General features: G+C 42.2%; 21 protein-coding genes. 19 read left to right on the top strand and 2 right to left on the bottom strand.

Annotated features, from left to right (window positions below):
• The first annotated feature begins 11 nt into the window (after nt 1–11).
• The 4 genes from JOC95_RS12170 (at nt 12) to clpB (ending at nt 3,695) form a co-directional block, all read left to right on the top strand.
• A complete protein-coding gene (locus tag JOC95_RS12170; RefSeq protein WP_204417260.1) occupies nt 12–323 on the top strand; it encodes a metal-sulfur cluster assembly factor in 312 nt (103 codons plus the stop codon).
• 33 nt (nt 324–356) lie between these two features.
• Nucleotides 357–695, top strand: a complete 339-nt coding sequence (locus JOC95_RS12165) for a DsrE family protein (protein WP_204416594.1) — start codon at nt 357–359, stop codon at nt 693–695.
• 140 nt (nt 696–835) lie between these two features.
• A complete protein-coding gene (locus JOC95_RS12160) occupies nt 836–1,015 on the top strand; it encodes a YjzC family protein (protein ID WP_204416592.1) in 180 nt (59 codons plus the stop codon).
• Nucleotides 1,016–1,112: 97 nt separating this feature from the next.
• Nucleotides 1,113–3,695 (top strand): ATP-dependent chaperone ClpB, encoded by a 2,583-nt coding sequence (gene clpB, locus JOC95_RS12155; protein WP_204416590.1) that lies wholly within the window; start codon nt 1,113–1,115, stop codon nt 3,693–3,695.
• 247 nt (nt 3,696–3,942) lie between these two features.
• Here the strand turns inward: clpB and JOC95_RS12150 are convergent, their stop codons facing one another.
• Complete coding sequence (locus JOC95_RS12150) at nt 3,943–4,125, bottom strand: YjzD family protein (protein WP_204416588.1); 183 nt, start codon at nt 4,123–4,125, stop codon at nt 3,943–3,945.
• 151 nt (nt 4,126–4,276) lie between these two features.
• Here JOC95_RS12150 and JOC95_RS21555 point away from each other — a divergent pair, with 151 nt between their 5' ends.
• The 5 genes from JOC95_RS21555 (at nt 4,277) to JOC95_RS12130 (ending at nt 7,483) form a co-directional block, all read left to right on the top strand.
• On the top strand, nt 4,277–4,402 hold the full coding sequence (locus JOC95_RS21555) for a hypothetical protein (protein ID WP_263629559.1): 126 nt from the start codon (nt 4,277–4,279) through the stop codon (nt 4,400–4,402).
• A gap of 180 nt (nt 4,403–4,582) precedes the next feature.
• The gene (locus JOC95_RS12145; protein WP_204416586.1) at nt 4,583–5,320 is read left to right on the top strand and encodes an alpha/beta fold hydrolase; all 738 of its coding nucleotides are present in this window, start codon (nt 4,583–4,585) and stop codon (nt 5,318–5,320) included.
• A gap of 88 nt (nt 5,321–5,408) precedes the next feature.
• Entirely contained in the window at nt 5,409–6,200 is a 792-nt protein-coding gene (locus JOC95_RS12140) for an NAD(P)-dependent oxidoreductase (protein WP_204416584.1), read from the top strand.
• 125 nt (nt 6,201–6,325) lie between these two features.
• Nucleotides 6,326–7,294: a BMP family ABC transporter substrate-binding protein gene (locus tag JOC95_RS12135; protein WP_204416582.1), complete on the top strand. Its 969-nt coding sequence runs from the start codon at nt 6,326–6,328 to the stop codon at nt 7,292–7,294.
• Nucleotides 7,295–7,483, top strand: a complete 189-nt coding sequence (locus tag JOC95_RS12130) for a ComZ family protein (RefSeq protein ID WP_204416579.1) — start codon at nt 7,295–7,297, stop codon at nt 7,481–7,483. It begins immediately after the preceding gene.
• Nucleotides 7,484–7,518: 35 nt separating this feature from the next.
• On the opposite strand, the gene JOC95_RS12125 is transcribed toward JOC95_RS12130, so the two are convergent.
• Nucleotides 7,519–7,767 (bottom strand): hypothetical protein, encoded by a 249-nt coding sequence (locus JOC95_RS12125; protein ID WP_204416577.1) that lies wholly within the window; start codon nt 7,765–7,767, stop codon nt 7,519–7,521.
• A gap of 261 nt (nt 7,768–8,028) precedes the next feature.
• Here JOC95_RS12125 and JOC95_RS12120 point away from each other — a divergent pair, with 261 nt between their 5' ends.
• From JOC95_RS12120 to JOC95_RS12075, 10 genes are all read left to right on the top strand, one after another.
• Nucleotides 8,029–8,961: a beta-ketoacyl-ACP synthase III gene (locus JOC95_RS12120; RefSeq protein ID WP_204416575.1), complete on the top strand. Its 933-nt coding sequence runs from the start codon at nt 8,029–8,031 to the stop codon at nt 8,959–8,961.
• Nucleotides 8,962–9,001: 40 nt separating this feature from the next.
• Complete coding sequence (gene fabF / locus JOC95_RS12115; protein WP_204416573.1) at nt 9,002–10,243, top strand: beta-ketoacyl-ACP synthase II; 1,242 nt, start codon at nt 9,002–9,004, stop codon at nt 10,241–10,243.
• A gap of 146 nt (nt 10,244–10,389) precedes the next feature.
• Nucleotides 10,390–11,172, top strand: coding sequence for a DUF2268 domain-containing putative Zn-dependent protease (locus JOC95_RS12110; protein WP_204416571.1), 783 nt, complete (start codon nt 10,390–10,392; stop codon nt 11,170–11,172).
• A gap of 436 nt (nt 11,173–11,608) precedes the next feature.
• Entirely contained in the window at nt 11,609–12,586 is a 978-nt protein-coding gene (locus JOC95_RS12105) for an ABC transporter ATP-binding protein (protein ID WP_204416569.1), read from the top strand.
• Between the two features lie 2 nt (nt 12,587–12,588).
• Complete coding sequence (locus JOC95_RS12100) at nt 12,589–13,614, top strand: ABC transporter ATP-binding protein (protein ID WP_204416567.1); 1,026 nt, start codon at nt 12,589–12,591, stop codon at nt 13,612–13,614.
• A gap of 111 nt (nt 13,615–13,725) precedes the next feature.
• Nucleotides 13,726–15,408, top strand: coding sequence for an ABC transporter substrate-binding protein (locus JOC95_RS12095; RefSeq protein WP_204416565.1), 1,683 nt, complete (start codon nt 13,726–13,728; stop codon nt 15,406–15,408).
• A 157-nt stretch (nt 15,409–15,565) separates the two neighbouring features.
• On the top strand, nt 15,566–16,516 hold the full coding sequence (locus JOC95_RS12090; RefSeq protein WP_204416563.1) for an ABC transporter permease: 951 nt from the start codon (nt 15,566–15,568) through the stop codon (nt 16,514–16,516).
• A gap of 14 nt (nt 16,517–16,530) precedes the next feature.
• Nucleotides 16,531–17,445, top strand: coding sequence for an oligopeptide ABC transporter permease (gene opp4C, locus JOC95_RS12085; RefSeq protein ID WP_204416561.1), 915 nt, complete (start codon nt 16,531–16,533; stop codon nt 17,443–17,445).
• Nucleotides 17,446–17,613: 168 nt separating this feature from the next.
• Nucleotides 17,614–17,841, top strand: a complete 228-nt coding sequence (locus JOC95_RS12080) for a YuzI family membrane protein (protein ID WP_204416559.1) — start codon at nt 17,614–17,616, stop codon at nt 17,839–17,841.
• A gap of 95 nt (nt 17,842–17,936) precedes the next feature.
• Entirely contained in the window at nt 17,937–18,686 is a 750-nt protein-coding gene (locus JOC95_RS12075; protein WP_204416557.1) for a YjbA family protein, read from the top strand.
• Nucleotides 18,687–18,702 lie beyond the last annotated feature (16 nt).

Here is an 18,702-nt window from a genome sequence, read left to right as displayed (position 1 = left end):
GGAGCTTAATGATGAACGAACAATTGAAAGAAAAGATAATGGAAGCACTAGAAGAAGTGGAGGATCCCGAGCTTGGTGTAGACATCGTCAACTTGGGTCTTGTCTATGATGTAGAAATGGATGAAACACATAATGTAAGGATTACGATGACCCTTACTTCCATCGGATGTCCACTTGCAGGCGAAATTGTGGAGCAAGTGAAAAATAAACTATCACCAATGGAAGAAATCAATGAAGTGGATGTAAACATTACCTTCAATCCGCCTTGGGGAAAAGAGCGGATGTCACGTCTGGCAAAAATCGCCTTGAATGTGACAGATTAACCTACATAAAAAAATGGAGAGGGAGGAACATGTATGAAAAACAAAGTTATCCTGGTCAGTTCCAATCAGTTGGGAAAAGGTGATGAAGCCCTTGGAGAAGGCGTTCTCGAAACATTTTTCACACTTTTGAAACAAAGGGACGAAAAGCCGGAAGCTATTTTCCTGATGAACACTGGCGTGTTAACCCTAACAGAGCAATCCCTTGTTTCCGTGCATTTAAAGGAAATCCATGAGTCTGGTGTTCCTGTTTATGCATGTAAAACATGTGTGGACCATTATAATGTGGAAGAGCAGCTTATTAGTGGGAAAATCAGTGGGATGTCTCACTTTATCGAACTTGCAGCGGAATATGAAGTTTTGACCATTGCCTGATTTTGCTCCAGCATTCATGATGGAACGATGACATGAAAATCTGGAGTTTGGGAAAAATAATTAACGAGATAGGTTATCTCATGTAACCCCATTTGCCTGAAAGTGAATAGACATGGCTCTTTTTATAGGAGGGAATCGGAATGGGACAAAATCATCAATTCAGACCTGGACAAAAAGCCCCGAACAACGGTATATACCTGGAAATAGGCGAAACGGGAAGTATGGTTAAGAATCCGCAGAAGATCAATCTTAAAGCGGGGGACACTTTTCCCGAAACCTCCAACCATAACCGTTTGTGGGCTAAAAAGCGCAGACCATAGGATGAAACGTCACCTTTCTTGCAGAGGTGGCGTTTTTTGGATTATAATGAAAACACAAAGGTCAAAAAAGGTCAAACAAAAAGGCGGGTGTTGAAAAATGGACATTCAAAACATGACCATCAAGCTTCAGGAAGCGATCATTGGGGCAAAAGATTTGGCGGTGAGCATGAATCACCAGCAGCTGGAGCCTGAACATGTGCTACTTGCATTATTGCAGCAGGAAGAAGGACTCGGAAGAAGAATCCTTACCAAGTTAAACATAGATGTATCCGTACTAGTAAAAGAATTGGAAAATCTGTTAAGGACAAAGCCTGAAATAAGCGGTACCACTGAAGTGTATATAGGAAGAGAATTGAATAAGATACTTCAAAAGGCAAACGAGTGGAAGGGAAAATGGCAGGATGAGTATCTATCTGTCGAACATGTCCTGTTGGGGCTTTTCGATCAGGAAATCAACCATTTTAAATGGCAGGAGCTCTCGAGAAAATTTTCGATTACACAGGAAAGACTCGAGGAAGTGATATTAGAGATAAGGGGGAACCAAAAAGTGACATCTCAGGAACCGGAAAATACATATGAGGCATTAAAGAAATATGGTAGAGACCTGATTGAAGAGGTGAAAGCCGGTAAGCTTGATCCGGTAATCGGCCGGGATCAGGAAATACGCAGGGTAATCAGGATCTTGTCCAGGAAAACGAAGAACAACCCTGTACTGATCGGGGAGCCGGGAGTAGGGAAAACAGCGATAGTGGAAGGATTGGCTCAACGAATTGTCAGAAAGGATGTTCCAGACGGTTTGAAGGATAAGACAATCTTTTCACTCGACTTGAGTTCATTGGTCGCTGGTGCCAAATATCGAGGGGAGTTCGAGGAAAGATTGAAGGCGGTCCTTTCAGAAATCAAGAAAAGCGATGGCAGGATCCTTCTGTTTATCGATGAACTGCACACCATTGTCGGGGCCGGTAAAACGGAAGGGGCAATGGATGCCGGGAATATGCTCAAACCGATGCTTGCAAGGGGAGAGTTGCATTGTATCGGAGCCACTACATTGAATGAGCACCGACAATATATCGAGAAGGATCCTGCATTGGAACGCCGTTTTCAGCAAGTCCTTGTGGAAGAGCCGACAGTCGAGGATACTATCTCCATTTTGCGTGGGCTTAAGGAAAGGTTTGAAATCCATCATGGCGTCAATATCCATGATAGGGCGATAGTGTCGGCTGCTGTCCTTTCCGATCGATATATCTCTGAACGCTTTTTACCAGATAAAGCGATTGATCTTGTAGATGAAGCATGTGCCATGATCCGGACCGAAATCGACTCGATGCCTTCTGAACTGGATGAAGTGACAAGAAAAGTGATGCAGCTTGAAATCGAGGAAGCTGCCCTTAAAAAAGAAAAGGATCAGGCAAGCTTGGATAGGTTGCAGAATCTGCAAAAAGAGCTGGCGAATCTCAAGGAAAGGTCTACCGGCATGAAAATGCAATGGCAGCAGGAGAAGGATGCCATCGGGCTGGTACGGCAAAAACGTGAAGAAATCGAAAAAGTAAAGAGAGACCTTGAAGCAGCCGAGAGCAATTATGACTTGAATAAAGCTGCAGAACTACGTCACGGTAAGCTGCCTGCCCTTGAAAAGGAACTATTACAGCTCGAGGGCGATGCGAAGGCAGAAAAAGGGGCACATTCGCTTCTTAGGGAAGAAGTGACAGAGGATGAAATAGCAGGCATCGTTGCAAAATGGACCGGTATTCCGGTTGCGAAGCTGGTGGAGGGCGAACGTGAAAAACTGCTGAAGCTAGAGGAAATACTTCATGAACGGGTAGTTGGGCAGGATGAAGCGGTACAGCTTGTTACAGAAGCTGTACTTCGGGCAAGGGCGGGTATCAAAGACCCGAACCGTCCGATAGGCTCCTTTGTTTTCCTCGGCCCGACGGGTGTTGGGAAAACGGAATTGGCAAAGGCATTGGCACAGTCATTGTTTGACGATGAGAGCCATATCATCAGGATCGATATGTCCGAGTATATGGAAAAACATGCTGTTTCAAGGCTTATCGGAGCGCCTCCTGGATATGTCGGTTATGAAGAAGGCGGCCAGCTCACAGAGGCCGTAAGAAGAAAACCATATTCAGTAATATTGCTCGATGAAATTGAAAAGGCCCATCCGGATGTTTTCAATATTCTATTGCAGCTCCTGGATGATGGAAGAATCACCGACTCTCAAGGAAAAACAGTTGATTTTAAAAATACTGTCATCATCATGACCTCCAATATAGGATCCCATTTGCTTCTCGAAGGGGATGTAACGGATGAAACAAAAGATAAAGTGCTGCAGCAATTGAAAGCTCACTTCCGTCCTGAATTATTGAATAGGATCGATGATACCGTTATCTTCTCCCCCTTATCCAAAAATGACATTGGGATGATTGTGGAAAAGCTGATCAAAGAATTGCAAAAAAGACTCGAAAACAAACACCTTCAACTCAAGATTACGGAAGAAGCCAAACAGCATATAGCTGACCGTGCATTTGATCCTGTTTTCGGCGCACGCCCATTGAAGCGTTTTATCCAGAAACATATAGAAACACTGATTGCAAAAGAAATCATAAAAGGTTCCATCCAGGATTTTCAAGAAATTATTATCAGTCTCCAAGCAGGAAAATTGGAGATCGTGACTAAATAAATATATAAAAAGTATTGCTCTGTAAAGGCTAGTGTTGAATTTTTAAGAATCTAGCAGTTGATTGGAGCAATAGGCGAAGACTCCTGCGGGAGGCAGCGTTTAGTGGAGACCCCACAGGCGAAGCCGAGGAGGCTCCACAAACGCCCCGCGGAAAGCGCAGCCTAGTGCGGAAATCAACTGCGATATTTATTGGCACCACAAAAAAAGAACTTGTCCCAGAAGGTCAAGTTCTTTTCACTCGTGCTTATCAGTGTTTTTCAACAGGCTCGTTTGGCAGCGCTTCCCCAATCAGCATCACAATTACGGAAAAGACGATAGCAACAGTTGAAGCTAACATGTAATTATATGTATCACCAACCATGTTTGCAACAACATATGAAAGCATGTTTATCAGAAGAAGTGACCAGAAAACAGTCCAGAATACTCGCATCTTGACTTCCCCTCCATTTCCCTTTTAATAGTTCAACACCTTAAAAGAGCCAGGTGCGCAGCTTTTGTGTATCCATCGGATATTTTACCACAATCAGCGCATATAATAAATGTAAAATGTTTAAGCTTGAAGAAAAAGGGGTTGAATATTTATGAATAGTGAAGAAAAAATGCAGGAACTCGAAATGCTCCTTTCACAGGAACAGAGCAATTTGACTGAGCTGGGAATGGAAACCTTGCATAGGCTTAAGCAAGAGCTTCAATATGGATCGGAATGAAAAAAGGGAAGATCAAGCTAATCTTTCCTTTTTATTTTTCGATTAATCTCTTTATTCCCATTGAGGGTTGGAGAAAGTATTACGTTTAAGCGAAAATAAGCCTTTTGCCTTTATCAGAGCAGGATTCTTTTACATAGCATATTCTATACAAGTTTGTAATCCGGAGGCTGGGTGAGGAATATGGAAGAAAATCAACGTTTTTTTCAGATGGGTGGACAATGGAATGCCGTTCATGTTCCGGAAAAACCAAATGGCTTTGGTGTATTGATAATCGGCGATGCCAATCACTTCGTTGATGACCACAACAGCCTTTGGATCCAACATATCGGCAGAAAGCGCATCATAGATGAAATTGTGAGAGCGGGATATACCGTTTTCTACTCTAATTTATATGGGGTACACTGGGGAAGCGTGAAATCTGTCCTGCTTGCCAGGCAGCTGTATCATATCATTCAAAAACAGGAAATATTGAATGATAAGATCCATGTTCTTGCTGAAGGAATGGGAGCCTTGACGGCATTGCAGCTATCGGAGTTGTTGAAGGAACATATCCGATCGATTGCACTTATCAATCCGTGCATAGATCTCAAAGCCCAGATGGAGCAGGAAAAGGACAGGAAATTCTTTTTTAAGAAGCTACAGAAGGAACTTGCAGCAGCATACGATATTTCATTGGATGAGATAAAGGGGTATGATGGATTCCCGACGCTTCAGAGTCTGTTAACTTCCCTGCCGGCTAAAATTTGGCAAACAACGACCAATACCAGCTATGACCCAAATCTTCATTGTAAAAGGTACGAGGAACTCAGACAAAAAAACGGGATTCCCATTGCAGTAACCTACCATCTTGTTGAAAAACGTTATGCCTATGGAAGCTCGATCTGTCAATTTTTCAAAAAAAATGAACAGCATTTATAGAAGTCCCTATCCCAATATGGAGTGATAGGGACTATTATTATGGCCAAAAGCATACGATACAGTATTAAACTATTGGTTGGAGTGAATCATGATGAAAAATGCAATGGTTGTCGGTGCAACCAGCTTTGTCGGTTTTTCTCTATGTAAAAAGTTGATACACAGAGAAGTAGAAGTGTATGGGGTGGAGCTGAGTCAAAATAAAGCTGCGCATGATGAAGATAAACTGATGGAAATTGGACGGAATGCATATTTCCGTTATCAGGGCTTATTTAATAGAGAAAGCTTAGAAGCTGCCGGTAAATTTGATGCTGTATACTTTTGTCTGGAAACTGAGGAAATGTTTAAAAGGGAATATCAAGAAGTAATAGCCTTCATGTCCGAACAATCGGGTAAGGTGTTCCTTGTCACTCCGCGAATCTTTGCTGAAACCTGCACCATCCTGCAAAAACTTTTGAAGCATGCCAATTCAACGTTGGTGGTCCATCCAGCTTTGTTCGGGCCATGGCAGCCACAAGAGGAACCGATACAAAGAAAGATCATAGAGGGATTGACAGGAGAAGCAGGAAGCGAAAAACTGGTGATGGAAGACCAGGATATTCTTTATGTAGAAGATTTTGCAGAAATGCTCATAAAGTTATCTGAACAGCGGTTTAAGAAAGAGAGCCGAACAGTCCGGCTGGCCAGTAAGGATAATAAGGCCCTGAAAATACTAGCTGATGAAATGGATATTGTGATAACGGATAAAAAGGATGCTACCCAAACGGAGTGGGAAAAAGACGCCGAGGTAATCTATGTGGAATCATCTCTGGAAGTGACAGAAGCGTTGTCCCTCCAAAGGCAACACACTGCCAAAAGAATAAAGATTGTAGATAATCCTTAATGGCATTTAAACAATTAACTGAAATTTTAACTTTTCCTTTCTTCTCCTGAGAGGTACAATATAAGAGGAAAACCAATCAGTAAGTAAATAGGAGTTTTTTTAAGGAACTAAGGTGGTGCTTCATCATGAAAAAGCCAATATGGTTCATTCTTCTTGTTTTTCTTTTTTTATCTGCATGTGGACAACCTGAAACAGAATCAAAGCTTCAGAAGGTGGGACTGCTCGTCCCTGACTCCATTGATGATCAGGTATGGGGAACCAAGGGGTATAAAGGCCTTTTGAGGATCCAATCGGAATTTGGTGTTGATGTTTTCTATGAAGAAGGAATACATAAGGAAGATGAAATCATCAAGGCGGTAAAGAAGTTTGAAAAAAAAGGAATCAATCTCATATTCGGCCATGGCAGTGAATATGCCCAAGTTTTCAGCAAAATAGGAGACGAGTATCCAGATATTCACTTTGTCTGTTTTAATTCGGATGTAAGTGGAGATAATGTTACAAGTCTTAATTTCAAGGCGAATGCGATGGGATTTTTCGGTGGGATGGTAGCGGGGAAGATGTCGCAAACCAATAAAATCGGGGTCATTGCAGCTTTTGAATGGCAGCCCGAAGTAAACGGTTTTTTTGAAGGTGTCCTTTATGAAAATCCTGATGCAACGGTCTATATAGAATATACGCAGGACTGGGATAATCCGGAAATGGCCAATTCCAAGCTTGAAAAAATGCTGGCTAGTGGAGTGGACATTGTCTATCCAGCCGGTGATGGGTTCAATGTTCCCATTATCAATACACTTAAGGATAGAGGGCTCTTTGCCATTGGATTTGTATCCGACCAATCGGACCTAGGGGAGAATACGGTTTTGACAAGTACCGTTCAGCATGTTCCCGCGTTATATGAATTGGTGGCAAAGCGTTTTCTTGCCGGTGAGCTCAAACCTGGCAACAGCTATTTTGATTTTGAGGATGAAGTCATTTCACTTGGCACATTCAGTCCACTTGTAAGCGAAGAGTATCAACAGGATATACAGGACCACATAGCAAATTACAAGGAAACAGGTCTATTACCTAATCAGTCAGAAAGTGGGAAAGAATAAATGGAACAGGATAGAACGATGCAGTACATGGCAATCGCAATGAAATATTTACCGGAAGCAAAACAAATGCTTGATGAAACTGGACTGACACTCGAACCACAGCACATTCAGCCTTTAATATCCCTGCTCACAAAAGTGATGGACGACGCTTATGAATTGGGGAAACAGAATAGTTTGGATATAGACTAAAAAAAGGATTGCCCTAAAATTTAGGGCATCCTTTTTTACTTTTTCTTAAAGTAATCGATGATAGGGGAGAACTCTTTTAGCATCGGCTTCAGTTTATTGACAGAATCCATGATGGAGTCCACCTGCTCAATCAATGCATAATAGTCTTCTCCAAATTTCTTCTGAGTACCTTCTTCAGTTTTTTCAGTGGGATTTTCACTTCTTCTGGGCTGGCCGAACATCAACCTTGTAAAGGGATCTGCGTCCACTTGCTCTTTTTCCTTATTAACCTGTTCCTCACTCATTGTTGTCACCTCTTTTGTATAACTGGGTTGTCAAAATAGTGTATGCATCCTCTCAAAAAAGGCATGGGCAATTGCCTTAATACATGGAGGGGATATGAAAACGGAGCAAGAATATATTGTCAAGATGACATTTATGGGTTAAAATTAGTACCAAGTCATAATATTTGATAATAAAAAATAACCTATAAAACATGACGCATGTGAGGAAGCTCCATCGCATTATTTTAAAGCCATATTAAAAGAGAGTCAGGTGTTATTTCAATGAATGCAGGGATTGTCGGAATCGGAAGATATGTACCTGAAAAGGTACTCACAAATGCTGATCTGGAAAAAATGGTAGATACAACGGATGAATGGATAAAAACGAGAACCGGGATAGAGGAAAGAAGAATCGCAAGTGATGAGGTGGAAACGTCCGACATGGCCTTTTTCGCCGCTGAAAAAGCGTTGAAGGATGCAGGGATTTCCGCTGAGGAAGTAGAAATGATAATCGTGGCAACCGTGACGCCGGATCATCCATTTCCTTCAGTTGCATGTATGATCCAAGAAAGACTGGGCGCGAAAAAAGCGAATGCTTTTGATATCAGTGCTGCCTGCGCAGGATTCATGTATGGCATCATCACCGCCAAACAATTTGTGGAAGCGGGGACCTATAAACACGTTTTAGTTGTAGGGGTGGAAAAGTTGTCCAAGATCGTGGACTGGGAAGATCGAAACACAGCAGTGCTCTTTGGTGATGGTGCAGGTGCCGCTGTCATTGCACCAGTTTCTGAAGGGCGCGGTATCCTCTCTTTCGAACTTGGAGCAGATGGAACCGGTGCGAAACATCTCTATCAGGATGAAACCATCATCATGAACGGCCGTGAAGTGTTTAAATTTGCGGTCAGACAAATGGGTGAGTCTTCTGTTAATGTATTGCAAAAGGCAGGTTTGACGAAGGAGGATGTCGACTTCCTCATTCCTCACCAAGCAAACATCCGGATCATGGAGGCAGCCAGGGAGCGTCTGGGGCTGCCTGAAGAAAAAATGTCCATGACGATAAATAAATACGGCAACACTTCGGCTGCATCCATCCCGATTTCCATTGTGGAAGAATTGGAGAACGGGACAATCAAAGACGACGACCTGATAGTTATGGTAGGATTTGGTGGGGGATTGACATGGGGTGCAATCGCAATCAGATGGGGAAGATAATGAACATAATTGTACATGATGCTGGAAGGAGTATATTCTAATGCAAAAAAGAAGAGTAGTAGTAACAGGGCTTGGTGCGGTGACACCAATCGGAAAAGATGTAAATGAGGCTTGGGAAAATGCAATAAGTGGTGTATCTGGTGTAGGGCCACTGACCCGTGTGGACAGTGAAAAGTTCCCTGCAAAGGTCGCTGCAGAAATCAAGGACTTCCAGCCTGAAGAATATATGGATAAAAAAGAAGCGCGTAAGATGGACCGTTTTACACAATACGCCATTGCAGCATCTTTCATGGCAGTGAAGGATGCTGACCTTACGATCACGGAAGAAATCGCCCCAAGAGTAGGAGTTTGGGTAGGTTCCGGCATAGGCGGAATGGAGACATTCGAACAGCAATATAAGACTTTTCTTGAAAAAGGCGCCAGACGCGTCAGTCCATTCTTTGTGCCGATGATGATTCCTGACATGGCAACAGGACAGATTTCAATCGCTTTAGGTGCAAAAGGTGTGAATTCCTGTACAGTAACCGCTTGTGCGACAGGTACGAATTCCATTGGGGATGCATTCAAGGTGATTCAGCGCGGGGACGCTGATGTGATGATTTCCGGGGGGACGGAAGCTCCATTAACTGAAATGTCGTTTGCAGGCTTCAGTTCCGCAAAAGCACTTTCCTTGAACCCCAATCCGAAAACGGCAAGCAGGCCATTCGATTTAAACCGTGATGGCTTTGTAATGGGTGAGGGAGCGGGTATCCTAGTTCTTGAAGATCTTGATCATGCTCTTGCCCGTGGAGCGAGGATCTATGCTGAAATCGTAGGATATGGAGCAACAGGGGACGCACATCACATTACAGCACCAGCTCCAGGCGGTGAAGGCGGAGTGCGTGCGATGAGAATGGCAATAAACGATGCAGGTCTCAAGCCAGAAGAAATCGACTATATCAATGCCCATGGTACAAGTACCGAATACAATGATAAATTTGAGACATTGGCAATCAAGGAAGTAATGGGGGAGCATGCACAGAAAGTTGCGATAAGCTCCACTAAATCCATGACCGGGCATCTGCTTGGGGCTGCTGGGGGAGTGGAAGCGATTTTCACGATCAAAGCGATCGAGAATTCCATCATCCCGCCAACCATCAACCTGGAAACACCGGACCCTGAATGCGACCTGGACTATGTCCCAAACAAAGCACGCCAAAAAGAGGTCAAGGCGGCAATGAGCAACTCACTTGGATTTGGGGGACATAACGCGACGATAGTATTCAAAAAATACGAAAAATGATATAGGTACAATGGAAGCACCAGCCATTTAACATGCGGCAGGGTGCTTCTTTTTATTTTGATGAGGGTTTGGAACGTGTACACCATCTCACCAATTCCCCATCCTCAACATACAATGGGAAAAAGTGAAGAAAAGGGCTGTAGAAAATGAGCATAATTCATACGGATCGATGGTTGGAAGAAGACTACCATCAACCCTTGAACATTTCCAAAAAACTGCTGAAATACTTTGAGGATGTAACGGAACGAGAACTATATGACTACCTGATTATGCATGGGATGTACAGACCGGTGAAAAATGGGAATGAGACAGTCGAGAAGCTGATCAGGCTAGATTGCTGGAATGTCGTACTAAAAGAGTGGAAGCGCTTGAAGAAAATGTGGAATGGTCCCGACATCCCGATTTTCATATTTCCGTCTGATGAACTTAATCCGCAGATCAAAAGGGACTTTAAAGGCAAATCAGGAGTGGCTTTCAAGGATAAGCTCTTTCTGTTCCTTCCGGAAGATATAGAACATAATGAACTAAAGGCGCTACTCACACATGAATATAACCATATTTGCGTGCTGGCCAACAACAAGAAAAAGGATGATCACTATACCCTGATAGAATCGGTATTAATAGAAGGTTTGGCTGAGAGTGCAGTGAAATACAGCTTGGGGGAACAGTATACAGCAAATTGGACGAAGTACTATTCGGACAAAGAATTGAAGAATTTCCTGGAGAGATATATACTCCCAAACAAAGATCTCATCAAAAAAGAAAGAGAACACATGAAAATCTTATATGGAAAAGGGTTTTATCCCAAAATGGTCGGATACTGTGTAGGATATTACTTGATTCAAAGGCTCTTGGAGGAGAAGGAATGGCTCTATCCTGCATTGATGAAGCACAGTCTAACTGACGTGCGAATACTATTAGAGATATAATTCTTTGAGGAATAGTGTAAAAATATCAAAAATATTAAAAAACTAGCAAAAAAAGCTAGTTTTTTTGCATTTTTTTGTATATAATCAGTTTTTGTAGAAGATTGTTATTAGTCCTAATTAAAAAAATTTTTAGTTAATTTTCAAAATTAGCTTGATTCTGTAACGAAACTGTAATAATATACAAACAGACGATAATTATTTTCCGATAATTTAGTTTTTACAGATTAATATCAAGCAAATATTGAAGCAATCCTGTAATAAATAGCATGGAAAGCCTACATAAAGATACAATTTACTAGGCGAGAGATTATAAGATTAATAATTTTGTAATATTTGCGTTAAAAATTAACCGAATATTTTTAACAATGAATTTACAAAAGGTTACTGTAGCATCAACAGACCATGCATCGAAAGAGAAAAGGATGGTGAAGGCTAAATGTCAGCTTTATTGGAAGTGAGAAACCTACAGACTCACTTTTTTAGAAAAAAGCAAGCTATTCCAGCGGTAGATGGTGTAGATATCTCCATTAAAAAAGGAGAGACTGTCGCACTTGTTGGTGAATCCGGATCAGGTAAATCGATTACTTCCCTATCTATCATGGGTCTTGTACCCAGCCCGGGAGGCAAGATAGTAGGCGGGGAAATATTATTTGATGGTACTGATCTTACGAAGCTAACTGAAAGTCAGCTTTGCAAGGTTCGCGGAAATGATATTTCAATGATTTTCCAGGAGCCGATGACTTCCCTGAATCCCGTACTGACCATCGGGGAACAGATTACGGAAGTATTGATGCTTCATCAAAAAATGTCTAAAACAGCTGCAGTGAAGAAAGCGATTGAAATGCTTGAACTCGTTGGATTCTCAAGAGCTGCGCAAATAATAAATGACTACCCGCATAGACTTTCCGGCGGGATGAGACAAAGGGTCATGGTCGCAATGGCGATGAGCTGTAATCCTAAGCTCCTGATCGCAGACGAGCCTACAACAGCATTGGATGTTACAATCCAGGCGCAGATCCTTGACCTGATGAAGGACCTTAGTCATAAATTTGATACTAGCATCCTTCTGATCACGCATGATTTAGGAGTCGTATCAGAAATTGCTGATAGAGTAGTAGTTATGTATTGTGGCCAAGTAGTGGAGGAAGCATCCGTTGATGACTTGTTCGATGAACCATTACATCCATATACAGTGGGATTGATGAATTCAATCCCAAGCATCGAGGCAGATATTTCAAGGCTTGAGTCCATTCAAGGAAATGTACCGCCACCGACGAACCTGCCGCCAGGATGCCGTTTTGCACCACGTTGCCCACAAGCGTTCGACCGTTGCTTCAATGAAGTGCCAACGCTTGAAAAGAAAGAAGGGAATCGTTCAGTACGATGCTTCTTGTATGAAGGGAAGGAGGCGTAAGCATGATTTCGACAGATACGCAAAACACCAATACGATTCAGAAAGACAGCTCTTCCGACTACCTTCTTGAAGTAAGAGGCCTGAAGAAGTACTTTCCAATCAAAGCAGGCTTGCTGCAACGTAACGTTGGGAATGTAAAAGCGGTGGATGATATCAACCTTTTCATCAAAAAAGGTGAAACGCTTGGTATCGTAGGCGAATCTGGCTGTGGTAAATCCACTGCCGGAAGAACACTTATCCGACTATACGAACCCACTGAAGGTGAAATAATCTTCAAGGGCCGTGACATTGCCAAAATGAGTGAGAGCGAACTAAGAAAGACGGTAAGACGCGATATCCAGATGGTTTTCCAGGATCCGTTCGCAACGCTGAATCCAAGGAAGACATTACGATCCATCTTAAAAGAGCCGTACAATACGCATAATCTTTTCACAAAGAAAGAGCGTGAAGAGAAAGTACAGGAACTGCTTGAAAAAGTAGGACTTGATCCTTCTTATATCAATAGATATCCACATGAATTCTCTGGCGGACAGCGTCAGCGTATCGGTATTGCAAGAGCGTTGGCATTGAATCCTGAACTGATCATTGCCGATGAAGCAGTATCAGCATTGGATGTTTCGATACAAGCCCAGATCATCAACCTTATGCAGGATCTACAAAAGGAAATGGGATTGTCATACATCTTCATCTCCCATGACTTGAGTGTCGTGCGACATATAAGTGATAGAGTCGGGGTTATGTATCTAGGGAAAATGATGGAGCTTGCAAGCAAAAACGACTTGTATAACGAGCCGTTGCACCCATACACACAAGCATTGCTTTCAGCTGTACCTTCCACACGTCGCAAAGGTCAGGTGAAACGTGAGCGCATCGTCCTGAAGGGTGAGCTTCCAAGTCCGGCAAATCCGCCGACTGGCTGTGTATTCCATACCCGCTGCCCTGCAGCAATGGAATCATGCAAGCAGATCATACCTGAATTCAAAGAAGTAAAACCAAATCATTTTGTCGCTTGTCACCTATACGAATAGGTGACAGGTTATCAAATATATACCCATTGAAAGGGGGAGATAATCCAGAAGGCAAAACATTCTTTACCTTTCATTTTCAGAACATTTAAAAATTTCAAGGGGGAGTTAAACGTGAAGCAAAAGTCATTATTACTTATCGCTTTAACATTGGTGCTTTCATTGTTCTTAGCTGCTTGTTCTTCTAACAACACTTCTAACAATGCAACAAACAATGGCAACAACAACGGCAATACAAACAATGGCGGGGGAACTAAAGAAGAAGAGCCTGCTGACAGCAACGAGCCAGTACAAGGTGGAGACCTTGTAATCGGTTCTACTGGTAACCCTACTCTATTCAACACTCTTTACTCTGCAGATACTGCATCTTCTGCTATCGAAGGTTTCGTTTACGATTCTCTAGTTGGCGGAAACACTGAATTCGAACCTGAATTATCTATGGCTGCAAGCTGGGAGCCTTCTGAAGACGGCCTAGTTCACACAGTTAAGTTAAAAGAAGGTTTAAAATTCCATGACGGCGAAGCTGTAACAGCTGAAGACGTTAAGTTCACATTCGAAATTCCTTTAAGCGAAGACTATGATGGTCCTCGTGCTAGTTCTTTCGAAAAGATCACTTCTGTTGAAATCGTTGATGATCTAACAGTTAAGTTCACTTTAAGCGCTGTAGCTCCTGATTTCCACATCACTTTAAGCTATGGTATCTTACCACAGCACATCCTTGGTGACGTTCCTGTTGCTGAAATGGGTGAGCATGAGTTCAACAGAGCTCCTATCGGTTCTGGTCCATTCAAATTCGTTGAGTGGGTTGACGGACAATATGTAAAGGTTGAAGCTTTTGATGACTATCATGAAGGCCGCCCTTACCTTGATACACTTACTTACAAAATCGTAACTGACGGTGACCAATTGTTAACTCAATTAAGCACTGGAGATGTACAATTCACAACTGTTCCTTCTACTGACTTAGAAACAGTTAAAGAATGGGAAGGTCAAGGGAAATTGAAGATCGAATCCGGTCTTGCTCTTTCTTACACTTACCTAGGATACAACCTACGTAACCCATTATTCCAAGACAAGTCTGTACGTCAAGCTTTAACTCATGCAATCGACAGAGAGACTATCGTTTCTTCTGTAATGAACGGTGACGGAGAAGTAGCTCACTTCCCTGAGTCTCCACTTAGCTGGGCATATGATGATTCTGAAACTCCAAAGTTCGAGTACGATCCTGAGAAAGCTAAAGAAATGCTAGCTGCTGCTGGATGGAAAGCTGGAGCTGACGGAATCCTTGAAAAAGACGGACAAAAATTCTCATTTGAATTAAAAACGAACCAAGGTAACAAAGTTCGTGAAGATATCGCGGTTGTTGTTCAACAACAATTGAAAGAAGTTGGAATCGAAGTTAAACCAAACATCATGGAATGGTCTGCATTCTTAGCGGATGTTAACCCTCCTGCATGGAAATTCGACGCTATCATCCTTGGATGGAGCTTAGGAACTGATCCAGATCCATCTGGTATCTTCCACTCTAAAGAAATTGAAGAAGGCTTGAACTTCATCAACTACTCTAACCCTAAAGCTGATGAGCTTATGGACAAAAACTTAAGCACTATGGATCAAGAAGAGCGTAAAGGCTATATCGTTGAAGTTAACAACATTATCGCTGAGGAGCAACCATACACGTTCTTGTACTATCCAAACGTACACCGTGCGATGCCTGCTAACTTAGAAGGTTATACTTTCCACGCGAAGTCTGACTTCTACAAGATCAATGAATGGTGGTTAAAGCCTGCTAACTAATAGTTACAGGTAGAATTGGAGGGGAGGGAGCAATCCCTTTCCTCTTTTCATGAATTTGACAGTAATATCAGGGCATGCCGAAAGGGTCCCTGATAATCATATAATCCCTGACACGTTTAACTCCGCTTAAAGTAAAGACAGAAAAGGAGAATCAGCTATGATCTCATACATTATCCGCCGTTCTTTAATGGCTATTCCCTTGCTTATCGGTATCACTATATTATCCTTCGCTATCATACAGATGGCGCCAGGTGGACCATCTTCCCTGATGATGGACCCGAATATCAGTAAAGAGGATTTGGCAAAGTTTGAAGAGCGTTATGGATTGAATGATCCAGTGCATGAACAGTATATTAAATGGGTAGGCAACATGGCCCAGGGTGACTTTGGGACTTCCTTGATCAAACGTGGTGTACCTGTAAGTGAAATGATTATGAACCGTCTACCTAACACCTTGCTGCTTATGATTGTTTCCACTGTATTGGCAGTCATTATCGCAGTACCATTTGGAGTAATATCTGCTAGAAAGCGTTATTCATTGACAGACTATGGAGTCACGGTCACATCCTTTATAGGGCTAGCCACTCCAAACTTCTGGGTTGGTCTGATTTTGATCATGATATTTGCTGTTCAATTAGGATGGCTACCTACAGGTGGCGTTGCGACTTTGAACGCAGATTTCAGCATCATGGACCGTATCAAGCACTTGATCATGCCGGCATTTGTACTTGCCAGTGCGGACATGGCAGGATTAACCCGTTATACCCGTTCAAGTATGATCGAGGTATTGAGCCAGGATTATATGCGTACAGCACGTGCAAAAGGTCTTAGAGAACAAAAAGTTGTGTACAAGCATGGATTGCGTAACGGTTTGATTCCTGTTATCACGATTTTTGGACTTATGCTTCCTTCCTTTATCGGCGGGGCAGCAATTACAGAAAGAATTTTCAACTGGCCTGGAATTGGTTTGTTATTTATCGAATCCGCCTTCCAACGTGATTATCCTGTCATCATGGCCTTAACAGTAATTTCAGCGGTCTTAGTAGTTATCGGCAACCTGATTGCAGATATTCTCTACGCAGTCTTTGACCCGAGAATCGAATACTAGGAGGGGGAACATCGATGCAAACTCAAACATCGCCTCAAAACAATACAAACTTGTCGTTAGACCCCAATTTAAAAGCTAAACCGGACACATTGACGAAAATCATGTTCCGCAAGTTCATGAAGAATAAATTGGCTGTCATCGGAGCTGTTATTTTAGGGATCATCATGTTTGGTGCATTATTTGCACCCTGGCTTACTTCTCATCCTTATGAGCAGCAGAATCTATTGAATAAGCTGCAGTCCCCAGGTGGGGAACATTGGCTTGGTACGGATCGCTTCGGACGTGATGTATTTGCCAGAATGCTGTATGGAGCAAGAATCTCCTTATTGGTAGGGTTTGCATCCGTAATTGGTGCAATATCTATTGGAACTGTAGTTGGTGCGGTAGCTGGTTATTTTGGTGGATTAATTGATTCCATCCTAATGAGATTGGTAGATATCATTCTTTCCATACCATCCCTATTCTTGTTGATTACGCTTGTAACGATCTTTGATCCAGGTATCGATAAACTGATTATGATCTTTGCCTTGACAGGTTGGACAAGTACAGCACGTCTAGTACGCGGAGAGTTTTTATCATTAAGATCTCGTGAATTTGTTCTTGCTTCCAAAACAATTGGTACAAGAAGCTATAAAATCATTTTTGCACATATCCTGCCGAATGCTCTTGGGCCGATCATTGTATCTGCAACGCTCGCGGTAGGTGGAGTCATACTTGCAGAATCTGCATTGAGTTACCTAGGATTGGGTATCCAGCCACCAACACCAAGTTGGGGGAATATGCTTCAGGATGCGCAAAACTTTACAATCATGCTTAAACACTGGTGGTATCCTTTATTCCCAGGTTTAGCAATCTTACTGACAGTATTAAGCTTCAACTTTATCGGTGATGGCCTTCGAGATGCGCTTGATCCAAGAATCAACGATTAAAGAAAAGTCAAGATGAACTCTTGACTTTTCTTTTTTTTTTGTAGTAAAGAGCCCGTTTTTAATAAGAATATGTCATCAATAACACTCTCTTACATAAACTAGTAGTACAAGAATGGACAAGGGGTTCGTTGGGATGAAATATAACGATCTATTAATGAGTGGCGGCTGATGATAAGGGGCTTTTTCTTTCTTTGTGGATTTGGTATGGCGGTTTCCGGGGGGATCAGCATCCTGGCCTATTTGAATCTATTTGCCACGGGGAGCAGTATAGTGGAATTCTTTAAATTTATACTTTTGCGTCCAGAATGCTATCTGCTTCCACTCGGAATCGGAACTGTAAGCTGGGCACTCTTTTCGTTGCAAAAGAAAAAGCCAACGTTCAGGGAAAAAGACTGAAATGAAAAAATAAATGGCTAATATGGAATAATTTTGCACCTCACTGCCCATACTGTTGGATAAATAAAGTGTAGATGTAAAGTGAGGGGTATGATATGTTGTATCTTCATGACGTATGGGTAAATTGGTTTGAAGGAGAAGAAAACGGATATAATGTTTGCCATTTTCACGAATGGAGAAAAGACGATAGTGTGGAGCTATTAGACCAGGTTCCATTGCTTAAAGTAGAGTCTGTTCTATTCAACTACATTGAAAACGACCTCCAAGAGCTGCCTCCATCTTTACTAGAAGAGATTTTTCAAAAAAGCTATATCAGGAAAAATCATGAGCGGATTCAATTAGATTATTGTTTTGTTGTGACGGATGGGAAAGGGATATTAGCTGTAGACACTATCGGATATAACATTCCTATTAGAAAAAGCAGGCTGATCCCAAGACAGGAGCAGTTGGTATATGATATGGTCGAGAACCATGACTATTCCATCTTTGCCTTCTCGCCAACAACCAAGACAGAGAAGGACTACCACATTTTATCTCCAGCACCGGAGATCATGAACGGACTGACCCGCAAGGAAAGACAATTAAAACAATTGTTATTTATGGCACTTGATCAGCTAAGATCGACGAGCAATGTTGCTGAAGTAAGGTACTGGTATACTGAGTGGAATCCTTTGCATTATAGGGAAATCCAAAGAATGACATTCGAAGAAGTATGGACTCAGTTATTTGAAGAGACAAGGGATGGATGGTCCCCGAAGCATCAACTCTTCTGTGAATCTTTAGTAAAAGGACAACCTTTCTTTGAAAAACTATGGGAACTCGAGCAGCATCCTAAGGTGAATTGAATGTTTCCGAGGGAAT

Source organism: Sutcliffiella tianshenii (assembly GCF_016908565.1).
Taxonomy (GTDB): domain Bacteria; phylum Bacillota; class Bacilli; order Bacillales; family Bacillaceae_I; genus Sutcliffiella_A; species Sutcliffiella_A tianshenii.
Note: the sequence above shows the minus strand (reverse complement) of the source record. Positions and strands in the feature narration are given on the sequence as shown.